We start from the raw sequence: 18805 nt of genomic DNA, 5'->3' as shown, positions 1-18805 counted from the left end.
GGGGATCTCAGGACAGGCGGAGAACGGAGGACACGGGACTCGGCAGGCCGAGCGTGGCGGCGAGATCGTCGGACAGAGCCAGCAGGTGCGCCGGACAGGCGCGGCAGTCGCTGCTGCCGAACCCGGGCACGGGCACCCGGGCCGGCGGCGCGTGCGCCAGCAGGACCATCACCGGCGCACATTCCGTTCCGCCGGGCAAGAGGCGCGCCAGGCGCCGGGTCGCGACGGCCGTGATCCAGTCCACATGCCAGCGGCGCGGCTTGTCCGGGCGCAGATGGCGGCCCACCCGGGCGCGCAGCCCGCCCGGTCCGTGGGCACTGCCGGCGTACACATACCATCCCGGCGGCAAGGGCGGGTGCCCCGCGAACCGTGGGGGCAACGGGGCCGGGCTGGCCAGCCAGAGCGCCAGCAGGTAGGCGCCGGGATCGGCGGGCAGCGCCGCCGCCGCGTCGATCCACGGACCGGCCGCGAGGAGGGGGGCGCCGGGTCGGTCATCACCGGTCGCCGGGATGGTCGAGGGCGGCGGGGCCGGACACCCGGGCGCGTCGTCCCGCATCAGTCTTCTCCCGGACGGGCGCCGGACGACAGGCGCGCGTCGGGTGGCGGGTCATCCGACGATGGGGGCTCGGTCTCGCTCGCCGGCGGCGCCAGGGTGCCCATCGGCATCGCGCGGGATGCCGGAAAGCGGAGGGTCACCGTGGTGCCCTCGCCCGACTGGCTGATGATGTCCAGGGTGCCGCCGTGGGCCTCCATCAACGCCCGGCACAGCGGCAGTCCCAGGCCGGTTCCGCCTTCGTGGCGGGTGAACACGCTTTCCACCTGACCGAACCGGGACAGCGCGATCTGGATGTCCTGGGCGCTCATGCCGATGCCGTTGTCGCTCACTGACAGCAGCAGGTGGCCGGAGCGCGCCCGCCGGCCGTGGACGGTCACCAGGCCGCCGCGCTGGGTGAATTTCACGGCGTTGGTCAGCAGGTTGAGAAGCACCTGGCGCAGCCGCTGACCGTCACCCCGCAGGAACGGCAGGCTCGGGCTGACGGCGTTGGCCACCGTGATGTCCTTGCCATGGGCGCGGTGCTCGATGATGCCGATGCAGGTTTCGGTCAGGGCGGCCACGTCCACCAGGCGGTCCTGCAACTGGATGGCGCGATCCTCGATGCGGGCCAGATCGAGGATATCGTCGATCAGGCTCAACAGGTGCTGGCCGGCGGCCAGGATGTTTCCCAGGTATTCGCTGTAGACCGGCGCGCCGAGGGGGCCGAAGACCTCCTTCAGGAGCAGTTCGGAAAAGCCATTGATGGCATTGAGCGGCGTGCGCAGTTCATGGCTCATGTTGGCCAGGAACTCGCTCTTGGCGCGGTTGGCGCGGTCGGCGAGTAGCTTGGCATCGGCCAGGGCGGCCTCGCGCCGTTTCATCTCGGTGATGTCGGACCGCAGGATCAGCGTGGAGCCCTCGGCGGTGCGGCTGCCCCGCACCAGGAACCACCGGCCGTCGCCGAGCTTCACCTCGAAGGGCTCGCCGGCGCGCCGCCGGAAGTGATCCAGGCGCCAGGCCATCCAGTCCGACGCCGTGCCGTCGCCATCGGTCACCAGGCCGAGGGCGTCAATGCGCCGGATGATGTCGACGAAACGGGCGCCCGGCACCAGGATGTCGGCCAGCCCCGGGAACGCGTGCTTGAACTTGGTGTTGACCAGCACCAGGCGGTCGGTCGAATCGAACAGCAGGATGTCGTCCGACAGGGTTTCGAAGGCATCCAGCAAGTGGGTCTCGGCGCGACGCGCGCGGGCCTCGGCCTCGTGCTGCTCGGTCTCGTCCAGGATCTGATAGACCAGGGAAAGGGGCATGCCGCCCGAGCCGCGCACCAGCGCCGCCGTGACGCGCATGGGCACGGCATGGCCCAGGAAGTGCAGCATGCGCTTGCGCAGGGTGTAGGAGCGGTCCCGCCCGTCCAGCACGGCCTGCAACCGGCGGGCCTCGTCGTCCCAGTCGAGCTCGGGCGTCAGATCCTTCAGCGTGAGCTGCGACAGCAGATCGGCGGTGTAGCCGGTGGTCTCGCGGAACGCGCGGTTCACCTGCTGGAAATGGCCTTCGACGCTGAGGATGGCGATCCCGTGTCCGGCGTATTCCACGGCACTGCGGAATCGCTCCTCGCTTTCCACCAGCGCCGCCTCGGCCCGCTTGTGCGGGTCGATGTTCTGGATTTGCGCGATCAGCACCGGCGCTTCGCCCCCCCGGGGCGCCAGCATGGACCCGGTGACATGGACCCATAGCACCGACCCGTCACGCCGCAGGTACCGCGTCTCGCGGGCGAACCGGGTGTCGGGATGGGCGCGGACATGGGTCATCCAGGCGATGTTGTCGGCGCGGTCCTGAGAGTGGCAGATGTCTTGCAGCGTGGAGGCCCTCAACGCCGCCTCGGTATGGCCCAGCATGGCGCAGAGCGCGGCATTGACCCGCAGCCAGCGCCCCTCCGCGCCGATCAGGGCCATGCCGTGCGAGGCATGCTGAAACGCCTGGCGGAAGTGGTCCTCGCGGCGGCGGGACTGGGCCTCCCGCCGGGCCGCCTCGCTGCGGTTGATCAGGTACACGGGCACCGCGCCCGCGTCGCGCGCCGTCCCGGGGACGGTCAGGCTGAAAACCAGCGTCAACGGCCGTCCGTCCGCCGTCTCGGCCGGGATCTCGCCCTCGAACAGGGTCTCGCCACGCCACAGCGCGCGGACGGCGGCCTGCACCACCGGCCGCACCTCGGGGCGCCGCAGGTGGCGACGCAGGCGCCGGGTGGAAAACCACGCGGCCTTGGCCCGGAACAGCGCTCGGGCGCGACCATTGGCCCCGCGTATCGTGATATGGTCCACGGCGGTGCTGAGCGTCTGGAGCGGCGGACTGTCCGAGGTCCCCTGTCGGGCGGGGACCGCCGGCGCGGGGGCCTCGGGGGCGCGACCGTCGATGCCCGCCGCCGTCGCGGCGGCCCATGGCGCGCCGAGGTCAAGGACCAGGACCGCGATGCCGAGGGAGTCCGGCCACGATGCTCCGTGCCCAGGCTCCTCCTCGCCATCCGGTTCGGCCGGGTGTGCCTTGTCCATGGGTGCCCCGGTCCCTTCGCCGTGATCCCGACCGCGCCCTCGCGCGTCCGCCGCGTGGGCGCGGTGTGCCGCGATGCGCCGTTGCGTCCGTAACTCTTGTCCGTCGACGGGACGACCCGCCCCGGCCGTCGTGTCCCGGGCCCCGAGCATACGGTGTTCGGGACACGACTCATACAGCCTGTCCTCGGTCCGGGTTCATCGGTCGGATCCAGGGACGGCCGCCGCCCCCGTCGCCTGAGTGTAGACGGGGGCTTCGCCGGCCTTCGCCCCCAGCTTTGCGGCGTTTTTTGAGCCACAGATTGCGACACCGCGCCGGGGCTTCGGATGTTTCGGGGATGGCCGCGCGGCCCGGTCCCGCGAGTCGGCTGCCCCTGGTCCACGGACGGTGGGGTCGGGCGCGGACGGCGCTCAGACCCGGCCCATGCGGGGCACCGGGAAGCGGTCCAGGATATGCCGTTCCAACTGGTCGCGCACCGCGCGATAGGCGTCCAGGCGCACCGCGCGCGCGCCCTCGATCAGCGAGGGATCGAAGGTGTTCCAGAACTCCACGTCGCAAGCCATCACCCGGGTCATGTCCACCGCCTTGTGCTGGGCCTCCGGCGACAGCGACACGACCACATCGAAGTAGCCGTCCTCCAGTTCCTCGAAGGCGCGCGACCGATGGCGGGTCACGTCGATGCCGATCTCGTCCATGACGGCGATCATGAAGCCATCGGTCTCGCGGGGGCGCACCCCCACGGAATCGACGAAGATACGGGTGCCGTGGTAGCGCCGCATGATGCCCGCCGCCATCGGCGAGCGAAGCGCGTTGTGGGTACAGGCGAACAGCACGGCGCTGGGCAGGGATGGCGGCGGTGTCACACGGGGAGGGGCGTGCACCAGCATCGCCATGACGATCACCCCTTGATGTGCAGAACGCAAACCAGCGTAAACAGACGGCGGGCGGTGTCCAGGTCGATGTCGATCTTGCCCGCCAGGCGCTCGCGGAGCACCTCGCCGCCCTCGTTGTGCAAGCCCCGCCGGCCCATGTCGATGGATTCGATGCGCGACGGCGAGGCGCCGGACTTGATGGCCGTGTAATAGCTCTCGCAGATCAGGAAGTAGTCCTTGACGATGCCGCGCAGCGGCTTGGTGGAGAACATGAACCGGTGCAGGGGCCGGTCGTCCTCGGCGCGCACGTCCAGCACCAGGCGATCGTCTTCCAGGCTCAGGTGCAGCGCGTAGGGGCCGCGCGCCCCGCGCAGGCGGAAGCGGTTCTCCTCCAGCAGGTCGAACAGGGCCACCGCGCGTTCATGCTCGACCTCGGGGCGGCGGCGCACGAAGCTGGTTTCGTCCAGGCGGACGTCCACCAGTCGGCAATCCGGGCCAAAGGTGTCGCGATCGATCATAAGGCTCGCGTCAGGCGAAGGGAGACCGACAGCCCGTGCGCCGGCAGGCCCTCGGCCCGCGCGAGTCGCACGGCCGCCGGGCCGATGCTGGCCAGGGCGTCGGGATCGCAGCCCAGCAGGGTGGTCCGCTTCATGAAATCCACGACCCCGAGACCCGAGGAGAAGCGCGCGCCCCGTGACGTGGGCAGCACGTGGTTGGGACCGCCCACGTAGTCGCCCACGGCCTCGGGCGTGTGCCGGCCAAGGAAGATGGCGCCGGCATGCCGCACCCGCGCGGCCAGGGCGTCGGGGTCGGCGACGGCCAGTTCCAGGTGCTCCGGGGCGATGCGGTCGATCAGGGGCGGCGCCTCGGCCGTCAGGTCGCCGACGACGATCAGGGCGCCGTGGCGCTGCCAGCTCGCGCGGGCGATGTCGGCGCGGGGCAGGGTGGCCAGGTGCCCCTCGATCGCGCGGGCGACGGCGTCGGCGAAGGCGGGCGTGTCCGTGATCAGGATGGACTGGGCGGCCTCGTCGTGCTCGGCCTGGCTCAGCAGGTCGGCGGCGATCCAGGCCGGATCGTTGTGGGCGTCGGCGACCACCAGGATCTCGGACGGGCCGGCCACCATGTCGATGCCCACGACGCCGAACACCTGCTTCTTGGCCGAGGCGACGTAGGCGTTGCCGGGGCCGACGATCTTGTCCACCGGGGCGATGCCGTCGGTGCCGAAGGCCAGCGCGCCGATGGCCTGGGCGCCGCCGATCCGGTAGACGGCGTCCACGCCCACCAGGCGGGCGGCGGCCATGACCAGCGGATTGAGGGAACCGTCCGGGGTCGGCACCGTCATCACCAGCCGGCGCACGCCGGCCACCTTGGCGGGCAGGGCATTCATCAGCACCGACGAGGGGTAGGCGGCCTTGCCGCCGGGCACGTACAGGCCGACCGCGTCCACCGGGGTGTGGCGCTGGCCCAGGCGCACCCCGGCCTGGTCGGTGTAGGCGATGTCCGCCGGGCGCTGGCGTTCGTGGAAGCGGGTGATGCGATCGGCGGCCGTGGCCAGGGCCGCCATCGTGTCCGCGTCCACCTGGCCGGCGGCCTCGTCGATGGCGGCGTCCTCCAGGCGCAGGGTTTCGGGCGTCAGCGCTAGGCGGTCGAACCGCTGGGTGTAGGCGATCACCGCCGCGTCGCCGCGCGCGCGCACGTCGGCCAGGATGTCCGCCACCACGCCGTCCACGCCGGTATCGTGCTCCGCCCGCGCCGCCAGCAGGCCGGCGAAGGCGGTCTCGAAACCGGGATCGGTGGTGTTCAGGTCAGCGACCATGGGTGACGGCCTCTCCGATGGCGTCGATCCAGCCGGACATCTCGCCGGCCCGGATCTTCAGCGCGGGACGATTGACGATGAGACGCGAGGTGATGTGGGCGATGTGCTCCACCTCCACAAGGCCGTTGGCCCGCAGGGTGGAGCCGGTGGACACCAGATCGACGATGCGCCGGCACAGGCCCAGGGCCGGCGCCAGTTCCATGGCGCCGTTCAGCTTGATGCACTCGGCCTGCACGCCGCGCGCCGCGAAGTACCGCCGTGTGACCGCCGGGTACTTCGTGGCCACGCGGATGTGGCTCCAGCGGCCGGGATCGTCGGCCCCGCCCAGGGCGACGGGTTCGGCCACCGCCAGGCGGCAGGCGCCGATACCCAGGTCCAGGGGGGCGTAGAGTTCCGGATAGCTGAACTCCATCAGCACGTCCTGGCCGCAGATGCCGAGATGGGCGGCGCCGAAGGCGACGAAGGTGGCCACATCGAACGATCGCACCCGGATCAGGTCGATATGCGCGTGGTTGGTGGCGAACCGCAGGGCGCGGGACTCCGGGTCGCTGAAGGCGGGGTCCGGGTCGATGCCCACGGCTCTCAGCACCGGCATGGCTTCGGAGAGGATGCGGCCCTTGGGCAGGGCGATGATCAGTTTGTCCCGTGACATGGTGTGCGCGGCTCGTCCGGTGGCGGGAGCCGCGTTGTAGCATGGCCGGGAGAGGGTTTGCCAAGGGGACGCGGCGTGGGTCCTGGAGAATCCCGTCAGGGCTGCAGCATTTGCCCGGCGGTCATCATGCCCACGAACCCGAGCGCTAGACCGACCACGGCCACCAGGCCGAACAGGGCCAGTTTGAGGGCGCCACCCGCGCCGCCGCCAGGGCCCCGCAGGAGCTTTTCCAGCTCTTCCACGCGGCGGTCGATCTGTTGCCCGGCCGCCTTCTTCTCCTTCGGAAGGCTGGCCCGCATCTTGCGTAGCCGAGCCAGTTCGGTTTCCTTCTGCTCACGGACCTCGGGGCTGAGGGAACTGGATGACTTGGCCATGGGACCGCCTTGGGCTCGGGTGCGATGCCCCGAGGCCGGGGCACACGGTTTGGCGAGGGGACGGCCCGTCGGGTATGGTTCGGGACGTCATCATGCCTTTCCGCGACCAGAATAGCCAAGCCCGGTCGTGAGTTCAAATAGAGGTTGTCTTGAGCAAGATGTGGCAAGACATGGCAGGACGTAGGCGTGCGACACGCGTCAGCGGTTCGCTCATCCCAGGAGGGGAGCGGGCCGGTGACCGGGGTCGCTGATCGGAGGGCCGCCGCGTGCCGCTCCGACCCGGGTCATACCGGGACCCCTGCTTTCGATCGTGTCCGCGTCCATGTCTTGCATGTAGGTGAAACCCCGTGTATGGTGCGAAGTGATCAGATGTGGGCATCATATCGGGCTCACTGTTTATCTCGCCCAGAACAGGGCGTCCAAAATACCCCTAGAACAGGAGTGAACAATGTCCGACGTTACCCTTTCCTCGGCGACGCGGTCCAATCTGCTCTCGTTGCAGCGGACCACGGACCTGATCAGCCAGACCCAGGATCGCCTGTCCACCGGCCGTAAGGTGAACAGCGCCATTGACGACGCTCTGTCGTTCTTCAAGTCCCGGGCCCTGGGTGACCGGGCCAGCGATCTGGCCACCATCAAGAACAACATCGTCGAGGGCATCAACGTCGTGGAAACGGCGGTGAAGTCCCTTGAGAGCATGGAAGACACGCTCAAGCAGATGAAGGCCATCGCCGAATCGGCGAAGGCGGAAAGCAGTGCCTCCGAGCGCCGTGCTCTGTCCACGCAGTTCAATACGATGATGGCGCAATTGAACCACATGGCGAGCGATGCCGAATACAATGGCGTCAACCTGCTGATCGGCACGCAGCAGAAGCTGAAGGTGGTCTTCAGTGAGGAAAGCGATGCCCGTGTCCTCACCGTCGGTGGCCAGCTTCTGAACAACACCGCTGCGGCCGGGACCGTGGGGCTAGGGATCCACTACGGTGTCTGCCTGGGTAGTTTTGCGAACGTCACCACGTCGGATGGGTCGACCGGCGTGAACCGGACGCTGACGCAGATCGACGGCGCCCTGGACAAGGTCCGCAGCGCGGCCCGCGAGTTCGGCACCAACGCGGCGCTGATGGAAATCCGCAAGGAGTTCACCGAGAACATCGTGAACACCCTGGAGACTGGCGCGTCGCAGCTGGTCAACGCCGACATGAACGCCGAATCGGCGAACATGCTGTCGTTGCAGACACGCCAGCAGCTGGGCACCATCTCGCTGTCCATCGCCCAGCAGTCCGAACAGGCCGTCCTGCGTCTGTTCTAGGGCCAGGCATCATATGGTCGGCGCGGCTGTCGATCCCGTGTCAGGGATCGGGGCCGTCGCAGATTGGGACTTTTGGGGAGGCGGCGGTCAGCCGCCTCCTCTTTTTGTTGCCGCGCCAACGCGTCCGCGTGTGCGGATGCCGTTCGAGTCAACCGTGGCGATCGGTCGCGTGACGGCCGCGAACCCGTCCGCTCACGTCATCGCCGGCGACGGGCCGGTTCCCTGGTCGCGCCGGGTCACCCCGGGACTCGCGCCGGGGCCGGCGGCCCGGGACCGCCGGGCAGGGCGCGGCGGTCTGTCCCACCCCCTCGATCCCCAGCGTGGAATCCGCCTCCATGGACCGTTCCCTTGAGCCAGAGTCCAGCGAAGACCGCGCCGATGCGGCGCTGCCGGACCTCAGCGATCCTCTGCATTTCGGCGAGCACATGGATGCCGTCTACCAGTCCCAGGACTATCAGGCGGCCCTGCCCCTTGCCGAGCGTTTCGTGGCCCGCTACCCCCGGTATGCCCTGGGCTGGATCGTCCTCTGCGGTAGCCTGAGTACCCTGGGACGCCAGGACGAGGCGTTGGACGCCACCCACCGGTTCATCGCCACCATTCCCCAGGCGGCGGGCGGCTATCGGGCCATGGGACGCATCCTGGTGGAGCAGGCGGAGACCGAGGCGGCGATCCCGCACTACGAACGCTCGGTCCGTCTCGATCCCTCCGACGTCGGCACTTGGCGCAGTTTGGCCTTCGCCCATGCCGCGCTGGATCACCTGGACGAGGCCATCGACGCCTTCGACCGGGTCCTGGACCTGGAGCCGTTCCTGGAGGTGTGCCTGCGTCAGCAGATCGCGATCCTCGACCGCGCCGGCCGGCATGCCGAGGCGATTCCGCTCTATCAACGCCTGATCGCCCTGGAGCCCGCCAAGGACTACTTTTACATTACGCTGACGCGCCACCTGACCGACATGAACTACCTGTCGGCGGCGGCGCTGTTCTGCAAGCGGGCGATTCACCTTGATCCGGAGAGCCTCGCCAGCCGCGTCGAACTGGGCCTGCTCAAGCGCGAGACATGGCATCTGGAGGAGGCGCTCAAGGCGTTCATGCAGGCCCACCTGCTGGATCCGGGGCACCCCGTGCCCCTGGGCAACGCCGCCAACGTGCTGCTGGACCTAGGGCGTCCGGACGAGGCGTGGCGCATGACCGACAGGGCGACCCTGGTCGAGCCCGACAAGACCACGCCGATGAGCAACCGTATCTTCACCGCGCATTATGACCCCAAGGCGACGCGCGAGGACCTGCGCGCCATGATCGATGCCTGGGTCCATCGCTTCGTCCCCGAGGACGAGGCACCGCGGGCGTTCCATGACCCCGACCCGGATCGCCCCCTGACCATCGGCATGGTGTCGTCCGGCTTCATGAACCATCCCGCCCTGGCGCTGTCGCTGCCGGCGTTCGAGGCCCTGGACACCGACACCTACCGGCTGATCGCCTATTCGGACCGGCGGCGGATGGACTTCGTCTCGCGCCGCCTGGCGGCCTGTGCCGAGATCCAGTTCGTCGCCAACCTGGACGACGCGGGCCTGGCCGACCAGATTCGCAAGGACAAGGTGGATATCCTCATCGACATGTCCGGCCATGCCGCCGGCTGCCGCCTGCGCATCATTCCCATGCGGCCGGCGCCCGTGCAGGTGAAGTGGGTCGGGGGCCTGTTCAACACCTCGGGCGTGCCGGGCATGGACTGGCTGATCGCCGACGCGATCGAGGTGCCGCACGGCGAGGAGCGCTGGTACTCCGAGCGCATCTACCGCATGCCCGACGGCTATGTGGTGTTCTGTCCGCCTGACGAAAGTCCGCCCGTCTGGCCGCTGCCGGCTCAGTTGAAGGACCGGGTGACCTTTGGGTCGTTCAATAATCCGAACAAGATCAACGACGAGATGTTGGGCCTGTGGGCGCGCATCCTGCATCGGGTGCCCGACAGCCGGTTGATGTTGAAGGGGGCCAAGTTCAGCGTCGCGGAGGCGCAGGAGGTCACGCTGGCCCGCTTCGCCCGGCACGGCATCGACGCCGAGCGCATCATCCTGCGCGGCTTTACAGTCCACAGCGACCAGTTGCGCACCTTCAACGAGGTCGACATCGCCCTGGACCCCTGGCCCTACTCGGGCGGACTGACCACCTGCGAATGCCTGTGGATGGGGGTGCCGGTGATCACCTGGCCGGGTCCGACCTTCGCCGGGCGCCACGCCGCGTCGCATCTGAACAACGTGGGCCTGTCGGACTGGATCGTCGACAGCGCCGATGCCTATGTCGAACTGGCGGTGTCCTGGGCCAACCGGGTGCCGGACCTGGCGGCCCTGCGCCAGGGCCTGCGGGCGCGGACCGCCGCCTCGCCGCTGTGCGACGGGCCGCGCTTCGCCCGCAACCTGGAAAAGGCCCTGCGCTTCATGTGGCAGACCGGCCTGGCCGAGGCCGGGCTGATCGATCCGGCGTCGGTGACCCACCCCACCCCGGACGGATGACCGCCGCCGCCGGTCGGCTCACGGCGCCCGGCGCGTCTCGGCGGGGTCGGGCGCGATGAGGGTCACGGCCTGCCCGCCGCGCAGGAAGGCGAGACGGAACAGGGACCAGCAGAACGTCTCGCCGGCCTCGTCGCGGTACCGCACCCGTGGCAGCAGGCACAGGCGCTCGTCCGGCCCATCGGCCATGGAGGCCGTGGAGGTCAGGTACCCCACGCGGTCGTAGTGCCCCATGAGCAGTTCCGCCGGCAGCCACCCGGGCAGCACGGTGAGCTGTCCCGCCTCCTCCGGCGGCAGCATCAGGATGTCGGTGGCGGCGTTGGGATGCGGCTTGAGGTGCACCTCCCACCCCTCGTCCAGCATCTCGCGCACCGCCGCCGCCAGACCGGCGCGGCTGGCGTCCAGGTCGACGCGCGGATCCGCGAGCACGGTATCGTCCAGCAGCAGCGCCCGGCGCGCCGCCGCGCGGTCGGGTAACAGCCCCTCCACCAGCGGTCCGTAGCGCCGCGCCAGCGTCGCCCAGTCGTCCAGCGCGACCCAGCGCCGCTCGCCCAGGTCGGCGCCGTCGATGCCCAGGGCGCCGTATCGCCAGTCGTCGCCGCCGCGCGGCCTGGCTTCCACATACTTGATCGGTCCCCCCAGGACCTGTCCGGCATGCAGGAGCAACGAGACGTAGGTCGGATGTGCCGTGCCCGCCAGGTCCTCGGGCCCGCGCCGCTGGAACTGGAACAGGCCGCTCAGGATGTCGGAGTCCAGTTCCACCACCGCATGCCCCGCCGCCGTCGCCTGGATGAGGATGCTCAGCAGCGGCATGCACCCCATGAAGTGCCAGTAGAGAAGCTCGCTGCCCGGCGGCAGCGCCGCGACCACCTGATCGAGGGCGTCGCGGTTGGCCCCCACCACGTCGACGATGCGCCGCCACCCGGCCGGGGGGGCCTCGTCCGCCAGGCATCCCCAGCACATGGCGCCGGGGACGGCGATGAAGCGATCGGGTTTCAGGAAGTCGCCGTAGAAGGCGTGATTCACCGCGCTGTCGGTGGCGATCACCCACAGCGGCCGGTCCGGGTCCAGCACCGACAGGACCTGGCGGACATGACTGATGTTCTCGGCGACCACCACCTGGGGGGCGGGGCCGGTCGGGGACGCGGGGGCGGCGGTCATGCGGCGGCTTCCCTGGCGGGCGAGACTCAACGGCGGGCGCGGCGGGTCCGGCGCTCCCGCGCCGGGGTCATCCCTCGGCGAAGTAGTTCTTGCGATGCTCGTGTTCGGACTGGTTCTCGCGGAACCACGTCCAGGTCTCTTCCAGGCCCTGGCGCAGGCTGGTGGACGGCGTGTAACCGATCCACGCCCGGGCGCGGCTGATGTCCATCACCCGCCGGGGATAGCCGGAGGGCTTGCTGGTATCGAACTCGTAGCGAAAGTCGATGAACGACGCCAGGGTCTCGACCAGGGTACGGATGGAGACCTCCTCGCCGCTGGCCAGGTTGACGAAGCTGCCGCGCGTGCCGTGGTACAGCGCCTGGATGGTGCCGTCGGCCACGTCCCGGCAATAGGCGAAGTCGCGAATGGCGGAACCGTCGCCCCAGACCGTGACCGGGTCGTCGCCCCGGGCGATGCGCGCCATCAGGGTGGGGATGACCATGGCGCTCTCGGGCTTGAAGCTGTCGCCGGGGCCGTAGATGTTGCAGGGACGCACGATGGCGAAGTTTTCCAGGCCGTACTGAACGCGGTAGGTCTGCACCTGCATCTCGGCGATGCGCTTGGCCCAGCCGGGGTACTGGTCCATGGGCGGCTGGCCTTCGTCGTAGTCGTCCTCGCGGAACACCTCGGCCGCCGCGTAGGCGCCGATGGTGCTGGTGTAGACCACCTTGCGGGCCTTGTTCTGGCGGGCGGCCTCCAGGACGTTGGTGTTCATTTGCAGCAGCGGCACCAGGAAGCTCGCCGGCTTGGACTTGGTCACGTCCACCGAGCCCTTGATGCCCGCCACGTGCAGCACGTGGTCCATGTCCTGGGTCAGGTCCTTGATCCGCACGAAGTCCGCGAGGTCGGCCTTGACGTGGTCGGCTCGGTCGTCGACGACGATATCGTCCAGGGAAATGATCCGAACATGCGCGCCGGCGTCACACAGGCGCCGCGCCACCGCGCGGCCGATCATGCCGGTGCCGCCGGTGACGACGCAGTTGGAGCCGGCGAAGCTGTTCAGAATGTCGTCTTCGATCACGGTGTTTCCCTTTCGTGACTGTCAGTCATCAAGGCCGGTCATGGCGGCCGGTCGCGACGGCTGGCGACGCCTTGGGGCAGGCCGCGGCCCCGGCGGCGCGTCGCCCACGGGGACGCCGTGGGGATGCCGTGGGAACGGGGGGACGTCGACCGGCCCGCTGTCGTCGCGGAACGGGCGGATCAACCCCGGACCGACATCGGGGCGGGTGGGGACGGATCGGCGGGGGCCGCCGGCCGTGGCGGGGCCTGCGGTTCGGCGGTGGCCGGGGCGAGGCCCAGGTAGCCGCAGACCTTCTTCTGGTCGCAGCGTTCGGCGCACTTGTGGCCGGGTGGGAACCGGCCGGTGACGTGCCAGTGCCGCAGGTCGCGGTACCGGTCGCCGTTCCAGATCTCTTCCAGGGACTGCTCCATGACGTTGCCGAGCACCATTTCCACGTCGTAGTCCTGGGTGCAGGGCACCACGTTGCCGTCGGCCATGACGGTCAACGAGGTCCAGGGAAACTCGCAGTACTGGCTTTCGTAGTGGGAGCGGTTCTCGGCGGCGGCCTGGTCCTCGAAGTACCAGCGATTGTCCTGGCTCTTGACGTAAGCGAACACGTCCTTGTCCGTCCACAGGTCGAGGAACTGGCGGTGCATGGCGCGGGCTTCGTCGTCGTTGGACAGGGCGATCATGGTGGGCACGATCAGCGTGTCGAAGCCCTCGGTCTTTTTCATCTCCAGGATGTCGAGGATGGTGTCGAACGCCTTCGAGAAGTTGTTGCGCTTGCCGCGAATCTTCTTCTGCAACTCGTCGTTCAACGCATCCATGGAGAACTTGAGCACCGTCAGCCCCGCCGCCATGACGGCCCGGCAGCGCTCGACCGTGATGTTGGCCGGCACGCAGGAGAAATAGGTGGGGATGCCCCGCGCGCTGCAGGACTGCACCCGCTGGACGATCTTCTTGTCCAGCAGCGGCTCGCCATAGCCGTGCAGGATCAGGCAGCGCGAGACGATATGGAAATAGAAGGCGTTTTCGTCCGGCCGGTCGAAGCGCACGTTCCAGCGGTCGCGGACGAAGGTCCAGAAGTCCTCCAGGTCGGCGGTCGCCCAGGGTTTGATCTGGTCCAGGACCCGTTCGAACACCGCGTCGTCGATCCAGATGTTCTTGCGGGTCATCAGGGTCGTGCGCGGGCACATGATGCAGGTCATGTTGCAGTAGTTCGTGGTCTCCACGTTGAAGACCTTCGGCTCGCGGGCGCGATGCGTCTCCAGCGCGGACTCCACGGTCGCCGCATCCGTGGGGCCGAAGTCCCCGGAGACGATGCGACGCTTCACGGAATCGATGGCCTTGAAGAAGGAAATGTCGAACATTCTGTCGTTCCTTTCCAACCGTGCGCCCGGTGTCCGGCAGTGTCGGTCCACACCAGCACAGAATCACCTTACATGAGGTGTGTGCTTTGTGAAGGTCAGGACAGCCTGTCACGGGGGGCCAGGACTGTCCCGATCGACTCAGGGGAAACACACGGGCTTTTGCCGCTCCTCGGCATCCTCGACCCTACGCGACGCGATTTCTTCGGGCAAGGGCATGTCTGGTCTTGGTCTTTTCTGATCCGGCTGCGTTCCTCGTGCAGCGCCGGTGATACAGCAAATAGCATGCCGGTCGGCGCCGGGCGATCGCGCCCCGGCGTTTTCGCGGATCGGCGCCGTCACGGCGCGCTGGTCATCATCGCCTGGAACTCCTCGGTCCGTCCGCTGTCCGACAGCAGCTTGGACAGCATCATGCGCGCCACCGGCGTCGGCGCCATGGCCAGGCTCATGCGGTACCACAGGATCGCCTCGCCGATGCGATCGTCCATCATGGCATCCTGGGCCTGTCCCGCGCAGGCGTCGGCCAGAACACGGGCCTCGGCGCCCGCCTCGATCCCGTCGCCCCGCTCGGTCAGGGCCGACTCCACCGCCACGCGGGTGATGGGGGGCGCGACGGGCGCGTCCAGGAAGGCGGTCACGTCCTGGTAGTCGGGAAACGGCGCCAGCAGCCCCTTCATGTCCGGCAGCGGGTCCGGGGCGAAGGCGGGGTCGTGGCTCTTCTGGAAGTGGTAGGGGATGAGGATGGTCAGGTTGCGCCAGATCTCCCGGTCGATGATGGCGCGGGCCTCGGCGAGGGGGAGGTCGCTTTGGGCCACCAGTTCCTGTCCCAGCCGCTCCAGCAGCCCGTCCCGGAACGCCGGCCAGCCCGGGTCGTTGAGCAGGCCGTACGGGGTGTTGCGCCGCCAGACCCCGCCCGAGTCGTCCAGTTGAGCGATGGGGCCGAAGCGGGGCATCATGCGGAAGCGGCCGCGAATCACCGCCAGGCAGTTGGGCAGGAACTCCTCGCCGAAGTAGGGCAGGTTGAGGGTCTTGCTGGCTTCCAGGCAGGCGCGCCAGGTGTCCGAGCGCATCACCGCGTAGTACAGGCTGAGGCCGTAGCCGGTGTAGTAGGCCAGCCGCTTGACGGGGTCGGGATCCTCGAAGTCCGCGTACTTGGTGAGGATGGCCCAGGTGACCCGGCCCCACGGGACGACCGCGCCCAGCTTGACGTTCAGGCGCTCGCCCATGGCGCCCACGTAGTCCGGGTGGGCGTCCAGGAAGTCGGGCGCCTCCCGCAGGCTGCCCGGCATGTGCAGGTCATCGTCGGGGACCATCACCATGTAGGGGGTCTCGACCAGGTCGACCATGCGCTGCACGCACTCCGCCAGGGTCGGGTAGCGGTCCTTGGGCAGCGGTTCCAGGTGGATGGTCAGGCGGTCCGCGAAGCGTTCCACCGCCGCCTGGACCAGTTGGGCGTGGGGCGCCGTGGAGGAATCACCCAGGATGATGCGCCCGGCGAAGCCCCCGCGCGCATAGAACGCCAGGGCCCTCACCACGAACTCGGCGCGGTTGAGGGTGGGAATCAGCACCGTGACGCGATCGTCGCTCATCCTGCCTCCTGCTTGATCGGTCGGGCCGGCACGCCGACCACGGTTTGTCCGGGCGCGACGTCGCGGACCACCACCGCGCCGGCGCCGACGCGGGCGCCGGGACCGATGGTCACGTTCTGGTGAACGATGGCGCCGGCGCCGATGCTGGCGTGCCGGCCGATCCGCACGGTCCCCAGGACGATCGCCCCTGGCCCCACGGAAACATAGTCGTCAAGGGTTACCTCGTGGTGAAGCGTGGCGTTGATGTTGACGTTGCAGCCCCGGCCGATCCGCACGGCGGGCATGATGGTCACGCCGCGCTGGATGATCCCGGCCGGTCCGACGATGGCGTGGCGAGACACGGTCGCGTGCGGCGAGACCAGGCCCTCCAGGTTTCCCGGTCCGTAGTGCGCGGTCAGGCGCTCGCGCAGGGCCGGCGGGTCGATCACCAGGCAGACCTTCAGGCCCGGCCGCCGCGCCTGCCAGCCGATGAACGCGGTGTCGTCGCCCAGGTGGCGCAGCCCGTGGGTGTCCCGCGCGGCGTCGATGTCGAACACGCCGACGAGGTCGTACCGGTCGAGGCTTTCGGCCAGATCCGCGACATCCCACTCGCACGGCACGATGGCCAGGGGGACGCGGGCGCCGGCCATATCGTCGCCCGGGGGCGCCGCCATCGTCACGCCAGACCCCGGTCGCGGCGGGACAGGATGGGCGCCGGGACCGGCCAGTCGATGGCCACCGTGGGGTCGTTCCACAGCACGGTGAACTGACGGCCGCGATCGTAGCTGGTGGTCTGCTTGTAATGGAAGATCGCCGTGTCGCTCAGCACCACATGGCCGTTTCCGAACCGGGGGGGAATCAGCACCTGTAGCCGGTTGCGGTCGGACAGGGTGAAGGATTCCCACTGGCGGTACTGCGGCGAGTCCGGATTCCAGTTGACGACCACCAGGTAGAACCGGCCCGCCAGGCACGACACCAGCTTGGCCGTGCTGTCGTCCCCATGGATGCCGCGCAGCACATGACGATGCGAGACCGAGATGTCGTCCTGGATGAAGGTCTCGGTGATCCCCGCGGCGCGGTACAGGTCCTCATTGTATGTCTCTACGTATTCGCCCCGGAAATCCTCGAACCGGGTCGGCGGCTCGATCAGCTTCACGCCGTCCAGCGTGGTGGCACGGACCGTCACGCTCATGCGTCGTCTCCCATGAAGGCCGGCACGACGGTCTGGGCCCGGGCGAGGTCCGCCGGCACGCCGATATCGATGAACATCCCCTCGAACACCCGACCCACCAGGCGCCCGGCCGCCGCCTGACCGGGAAACACGTCCCGCTCCAGGGAGCAGGGGCCGGCGATGGCCTCCAGGAGGCCCGGGCGCACCACATAGACCCCGCCGTTGACCAGCCCCGGGCCGCCGTCCCCGCGCTCCTGGAAGCCGGTGACGCGGTCGCCCTCCAGGACCACCCGGCCGCTGCGGCCGGTGTCCTCCAGGTGGCGGAGCGCCATGGCGAGGGACCAGTCGCCCGGATGCGCCGCCAGGGCCTGGACGTCGGCGTCGAACAGGGTATCGCCGTTGACCAGCGCGACCGGGGGCGCCAGCCGGTCGGCGGCGAAGCGCAGCGCGCCGCCGGTGCCCATGGCCTCCGGCTCCACCACCACCGAGACGGTGGCTCCAGCGATATGCCGGTTCTCATAAGCCGCGTGCAGGCGCTCCCCCTGCCAGCCGGCCAGCACCAGGATGTCGGTCAGGCCCTGGCCCGCCAGATGTCGGATCAGGTGATCCAGGAACGGCCGATCGCCCACCGGCAGCATTGGCTTGGGGCAGTCGTTGGTCAGCATGCCCAGCCGGGTCCCGCGCCCGCCGGCCAGGATGACACCGCGACGCACGGCCATGACGAAACACTCCTTTTGGAAACGAGGGACTGCGGCGAGGGGCGATCCCGCTCAGTCGTCCTGAAGCTGCACGTCCGGGAAGTCGCTGCGCGGCCCCAGGGGTACCTTGTCACGCTCGAAGATGGGCGGCATCTGGATGTAGTGGGCCAGCAGCTCGGCCAGGGCGACCAGGGACTTGACGTGGGTGCGCTCCCACCCGTGCGAGCCGTCGCAGGCGAAGCAGACCAGCGACGTACGTATGTCGTTGCCGGCCTCCAGGGCGGCGGCGCCGTCGCTGCGGTAGTAGCGGAATACGTCGCGGGTGTATTCGATCCCGCACGCCTCGCAGAGCTTCAGCAGCCGCCGGGTCAGGTGCCAGTCGAACGGTCCGCTGCTGTCCTGCATGCAGATGGTGACACCGTATTCGCTGGTGTTCTGGCCGGGGGCGATGGTGCCGTTGTCCACGCTGACCATCTCCGCCACGTCGCCGTGCAGCACGTGGCTGGCGCCCACGCCCACCTCTTCCGAGATGGTGAACAGCAGGTGGCAGTCCACCGGAATCCGGGGGTCGGCGTCCTTGACGGCCTTGGCGGCGGCCAGGATCGCGGCCACGCCGGCCTTGTCGTCCAGGAAGCGGCTGTTGATGAAGCCGTTGGGCAGGAACTCGGGGTTGGGATCGACGGCGATGTGGTCGCCGATGTTGACGCCCAGGCGAGTCAGGCCGGCGATGTCGTGGACCTCTTCGTCGAGTCGCAACTCCACCTGCTCCCAGGTGGTGGGCTGGGTGTCCACCGCCTCGTTGAAGGTATGGCCCGACGCCTTCAGGGGAAGGATGGTGCCGCGCCAGGCGCGGCCCTCGTCGCCGTAGACGGTGACCCGCGCGCCCTCGGCGAAGCGCGACGACCAGGTGCCGATGGGCAGCACCTCCAGGCGGCCGTTGTCCTTGAGGCTTTTGACGATGGCGCCCAGGGTGTCCAGGTGGGCGATGATGGCCCGGTCGGGGCTGTAGCGCACCCCCTGGATGTTGGCGCGCACGGCGCCCCGCCGGGTCAGTTCGTAGGGGATGCCCAGCCGCTCCAGTTCGTCGCCCACGGCCAGCACGACGCTGTCGGTCAGGCCGGTGGGGCTGGGGATCGCCAGCAGGCGTTGCAGCGTGGTGACAAGGTAGTCCTGGTCGATGCGCAGGCGTTGCACG

17 protein-coding genes are annotated in these 18805 nt (G+C 69.2%); 2 read left to right on the top strand and 15 right to left on the bottom strand.

Annotated features, from left to right (window positions below; all coding sequences use genetic code 11):
- Positions 1-7: 7 nt before the first annotated feature.
- The 7 genes from GGD89_RS09070 to GGD89_RS09040 all read right to left on the bottom strand — a co-directional run bounded on the left by GGD89_RS09070 (position 8) and on the right by GGD89_RS09040 (position 6796).
- Positions 8-556 (bottom strand): GIY-YIG nuclease family protein, encoded by a 549-nt coding sequence (locus GGD89_RS09070; protein ID WP_184044327.1) that lies wholly within the window; start codon positions 554-556, stop codon positions 8-10.
- Positions 556-3084 carry a PAS domain-containing sensor histidine kinase gene (locus GGD89_RS09065; protein ID WP_184044325.1) on the bottom strand — a complete coding sequence of 843 codons (2529 nt, stop codon included), beginning with the start codon at positions 3082-3084 and terminating at the stop codon, positions 556-558. The genes GGD89_RS09070 and GGD89_RS09065 overlap by 1 nt, the downstream gene beginning before the upstream one ends.
- A 408-nt stretch (positions 3085-3492) precedes the next feature.
- Positions 3493-3969, bottom strand: coding sequence for an arsenate-mycothiol transferase ArsC (locus GGD89_RS09060; protein WP_184044396.1), 477 nt, complete (start codon positions 3967-3969; stop codon positions 3493-3495).
- A gap of 11 nt (positions 3970-3980) precedes the next feature.
- Positions 3981-4472, bottom strand: a complete 492-nt coding sequence (locus GGD89_RS09055; protein ID WP_184044323.1) for a UPF0262 family protein — start codon at positions 4470-4472, stop codon at positions 3981-3983.
- The gene (gene hisD / locus GGD89_RS09050) at positions 4469-5770 is read right to left on the bottom strand and encodes a histidinol dehydrogenase (protein ID WP_184044321.1); all 1302 of its coding nucleotides are present in this window, start codon (positions 5768-5770) and stop codon (positions 4469-4471) included. Before hisD ends, GGD89_RS09055 begins: the two co-directional genes overlap by 4 nt.
- On the bottom strand, positions 5760-6422 hold the full coding sequence (gene hisG, locus GGD89_RS09045; RefSeq protein ID WP_184044319.1) for an ATP phosphoribosyltransferase: 663 nt from the start codon (positions 6420-6422) through the stop codon (positions 5760-5762). Before hisG ends, hisD begins: the two co-directional genes overlap by 11 nt.
- A gap of 95 nt (positions 6423-6517) precedes the next feature.
- Positions 6518-6796 carry a hypothetical protein gene (locus GGD89_RS09040; protein WP_184044317.1) on the bottom strand — a complete coding sequence of 93 codons (279 nt, stop codon included), beginning with the start codon at positions 6794-6796 and terminating at the stop codon, positions 6518-6520.
- 448 nt (positions 6797-7244) lie between these two features.
- Here GGD89_RS09040 and GGD89_RS09035 point away from each other — a divergent pair, with 448 nt between their 5' ends.
- Together GGD89_RS09035 and GGD89_RS09030 are read left to right on the top strand one after the other, a co-directional pair.
- Entirely contained in the window at positions 7245-8105 is an 861-nt protein-coding gene (locus GGD89_RS09035) for a flagellin (protein WP_184044315.1), read from the top strand.
- A gap of 335 nt (positions 8106-8440) precedes the next feature.
- A complete protein-coding gene (locus GGD89_RS09030; protein WP_184044313.1) occupies positions 8441-10609 on the top strand; it encodes an O-linked N-acetylglucosamine transferase, SPINDLY family protein in 2169 nt (722 codons plus the stop codon).
- Between the two features lie 18 nt (positions 10610-10627).
- On the opposite strand, the gene GGD89_RS09025 is transcribed toward GGD89_RS09030, so the two are convergent.
- The 8 genes from GGD89_RS09025 to GGD89_RS08990 all read right to left on the bottom strand — a co-directional run bounded on the left by GGD89_RS09025 (position 10628) and on the right by GGD89_RS08990 (position 18804).
- Positions 10628-11767, bottom strand: coding sequence for a hypothetical protein (locus GGD89_RS09025; protein WP_184044311.1), 1140 nt, complete (start codon positions 11765-11767; stop codon positions 10628-10630).
- Positions 11768-11834: 67 nt separating this feature from the next.
- The gene (locus GGD89_RS09020) at positions 11835-12827 is read right to left on the bottom strand and encodes an NAD-dependent epimerase/dehydratase family protein (RefSeq protein ID WP_184044309.1); all 993 of its coding nucleotides are present in this window, start codon (positions 12825-12827) and stop codon (positions 11835-11837) included.
- Between the two features lie 179 nt (positions 12828-13006).
- Positions 13007-14176 (bottom strand): radical SAM/SPASM domain-containing protein, encoded by a 1170-nt coding sequence (locus tag GGD89_RS09015; protein ID WP_184044307.1) that lies wholly within the window; start codon positions 14174-14176, stop codon positions 13007-13009.
- Positions 14177-14511: 335 nt separating this feature from the next.
- On the bottom strand, positions 14512-15762 hold the full coding sequence (locus tag GGD89_RS09010; RefSeq protein ID WP_184044305.1) for a TIGR00180 family glycosyltransferase: 1251 nt from the start codon (positions 15760-15762) through the stop codon (positions 14512-14514).
- On the bottom strand, positions 15759-16415 hold the full coding sequence (locus tag GGD89_RS09005; protein WP_184044303.1) for an acetyltransferase: 657 nt from the start codon (positions 16413-16415) through the stop codon (positions 15759-15761). Before GGD89_RS09005 ends, GGD89_RS09010 begins: the two co-directional genes overlap by 4 nt.
- A gap of 2 nt (positions 16416-16417) precedes the next feature.
- The gene (locus tag GGD89_RS09000; RefSeq protein WP_184044300.1) at positions 16418-16933 is read right to left on the bottom strand and encodes a dTDP-4-dehydrorhamnose 3,5-epimerase family protein; all 516 of its coding nucleotides are present in this window, start codon (positions 16931-16933) and stop codon (positions 16418-16420) included.
- A complete protein-coding gene (locus tag GGD89_RS08995; protein ID WP_184044298.1) occupies positions 16930-17631 on the bottom strand; it encodes a sugar phosphate nucleotidyltransferase in 702 nt (233 codons plus the stop codon). Before GGD89_RS08995 ends, GGD89_RS09000 begins: the two co-directional genes overlap by 4 nt.
- 51 nt (positions 17632-17682) lie before the next feature.
- On the bottom strand, positions 17683-18804 hold the full coding sequence (locus tag GGD89_RS08990) for an osmoprotectant NAGGN system M42 family peptidase (RefSeq protein WP_184044296.1): 1122 nt from the start codon (positions 18802-18804) through the stop codon (positions 17683-17685).
- Between the last annotated feature and the right edge of the window lies 1 nt (position 18805).

The sequence above is a fragment of the Roseospira visakhapatnamensis genome, assembly GCF_014197915.1.
GTDB lineage: Bacteria > Pseudomonadota > Alphaproteobacteria > Rhodospirillales > Rhodospirillaceae > Rhodospira > Rhodospira visakhapatnamensis.
The sequence above is the reverse complement of the archived record's forward strand: the minus strand, read 5'-3'. Positions and strand labels throughout refer to the sequence as shown.

Excerpts from the sequence above, each read along its gene's own strand:
- GGD89_RS09000 (WP_184044300.1), bottom strand. The coding sequence starts at position 16,933 with ATGAGCGTGACGGTCCGTGCCACCACGCTGGACGGCGTGAAGCTGATC.
- GGD89_RS09015 (WP_184044307.1), bottom strand. The coding sequence starts at position 14,176 with ATGTTCGACATTTCCTTCTTCAAGGCCATCGATTCCGTGAAGCGTCGC.
- GGD89_RS09040 (WP_184044317.1), bottom strand. The coding sequence starts at position 6,796 with ATGGCCAAGTCATCCAGTTCCCTCAGCCCCGAGGTCCGTGAGCAGAAG.
- GGD89_RS09030 (WP_184044313.1), top strand. The coding sequence starts at position 8,441 with ATGGACCGTTCCCTTGAGCCAGAGTCCAGCGAAGACCGCGCCGATGCG.
- GGD89_RS09035 (WP_184044315.1), top strand. The coding sequence starts at position 7,245 with ATGTCCGACGTTACCCTTTCCTCGGCGACGCGGTCCAATCTGCTCTCG.
- GGD89_RS09055 (WP_184044323.1), bottom strand. The coding sequence starts at position 4,472 with ATGATCGATCGCGACACCTTTGGCCCGGATTGCCGACTGGTGGACGTC.
- hisD (WP_184044321.1), bottom strand. The coding sequence starts at position 5,770 with ATGGTCGCTGACCTGAACACCACCGATCCCGGTTTCGAGACCGCCTTC.
- GGD89_RS08995 (WP_184044298.1), bottom strand. The coding sequence starts at position 17,631 with ATGGCCGTGCGTCGCGGTGTCATCCTGGCCGGCGGGCGCGGGACCCGG.
- GGD89_RS09070 (WP_184044327.1), bottom strand. The coding sequence starts at position 556 with ATGCGGGACGACGCGCCCGGGTGTCCGGCCCCGCCGCCCTCGACCATC.
- GGD89_RS09025 (WP_184044311.1), bottom strand. The coding sequence starts at position 11,767 with ATGACCGCCGCCCCCGCGTCCCCGACCGGCCCCGCCCCCCAGGTGGTG.
- hisG (WP_184044319.1), bottom strand. The coding sequence starts at position 6,422 with ATGTCACGGGACAAACTGATCATCGCCCTGCCCAAGGGCCGCATCCTC.
- GGD89_RS09010 (WP_184044305.1), bottom strand. The coding sequence starts at position 15,762 with ATGAGCGACGATCGCGTCACGGTGCTGATTCCCACCCTCAACCGCGCC.
- GGD89_RS09065 (WP_184044325.1), bottom strand. The coding sequence starts at position 3,084 with ATGGACAAGGCACACCCGGCCGAACCGGATGGCGAGGAGGAGCCTGGG.
- GGD89_RS09060 (WP_184044396.1), bottom strand. The coding sequence starts at position 3,969 with ATGCTGGTGCACGCCCCTCCCCGTGTGACACCGCCGCCATCCCTGCCC.
- GGD89_RS09005 (WP_184044303.1), bottom strand. The coding sequence starts at position 16,415 with ATGGCGGCGCCCCCGGGCGACGATATGGCCGGCGCCCGCGTCCCCCTG.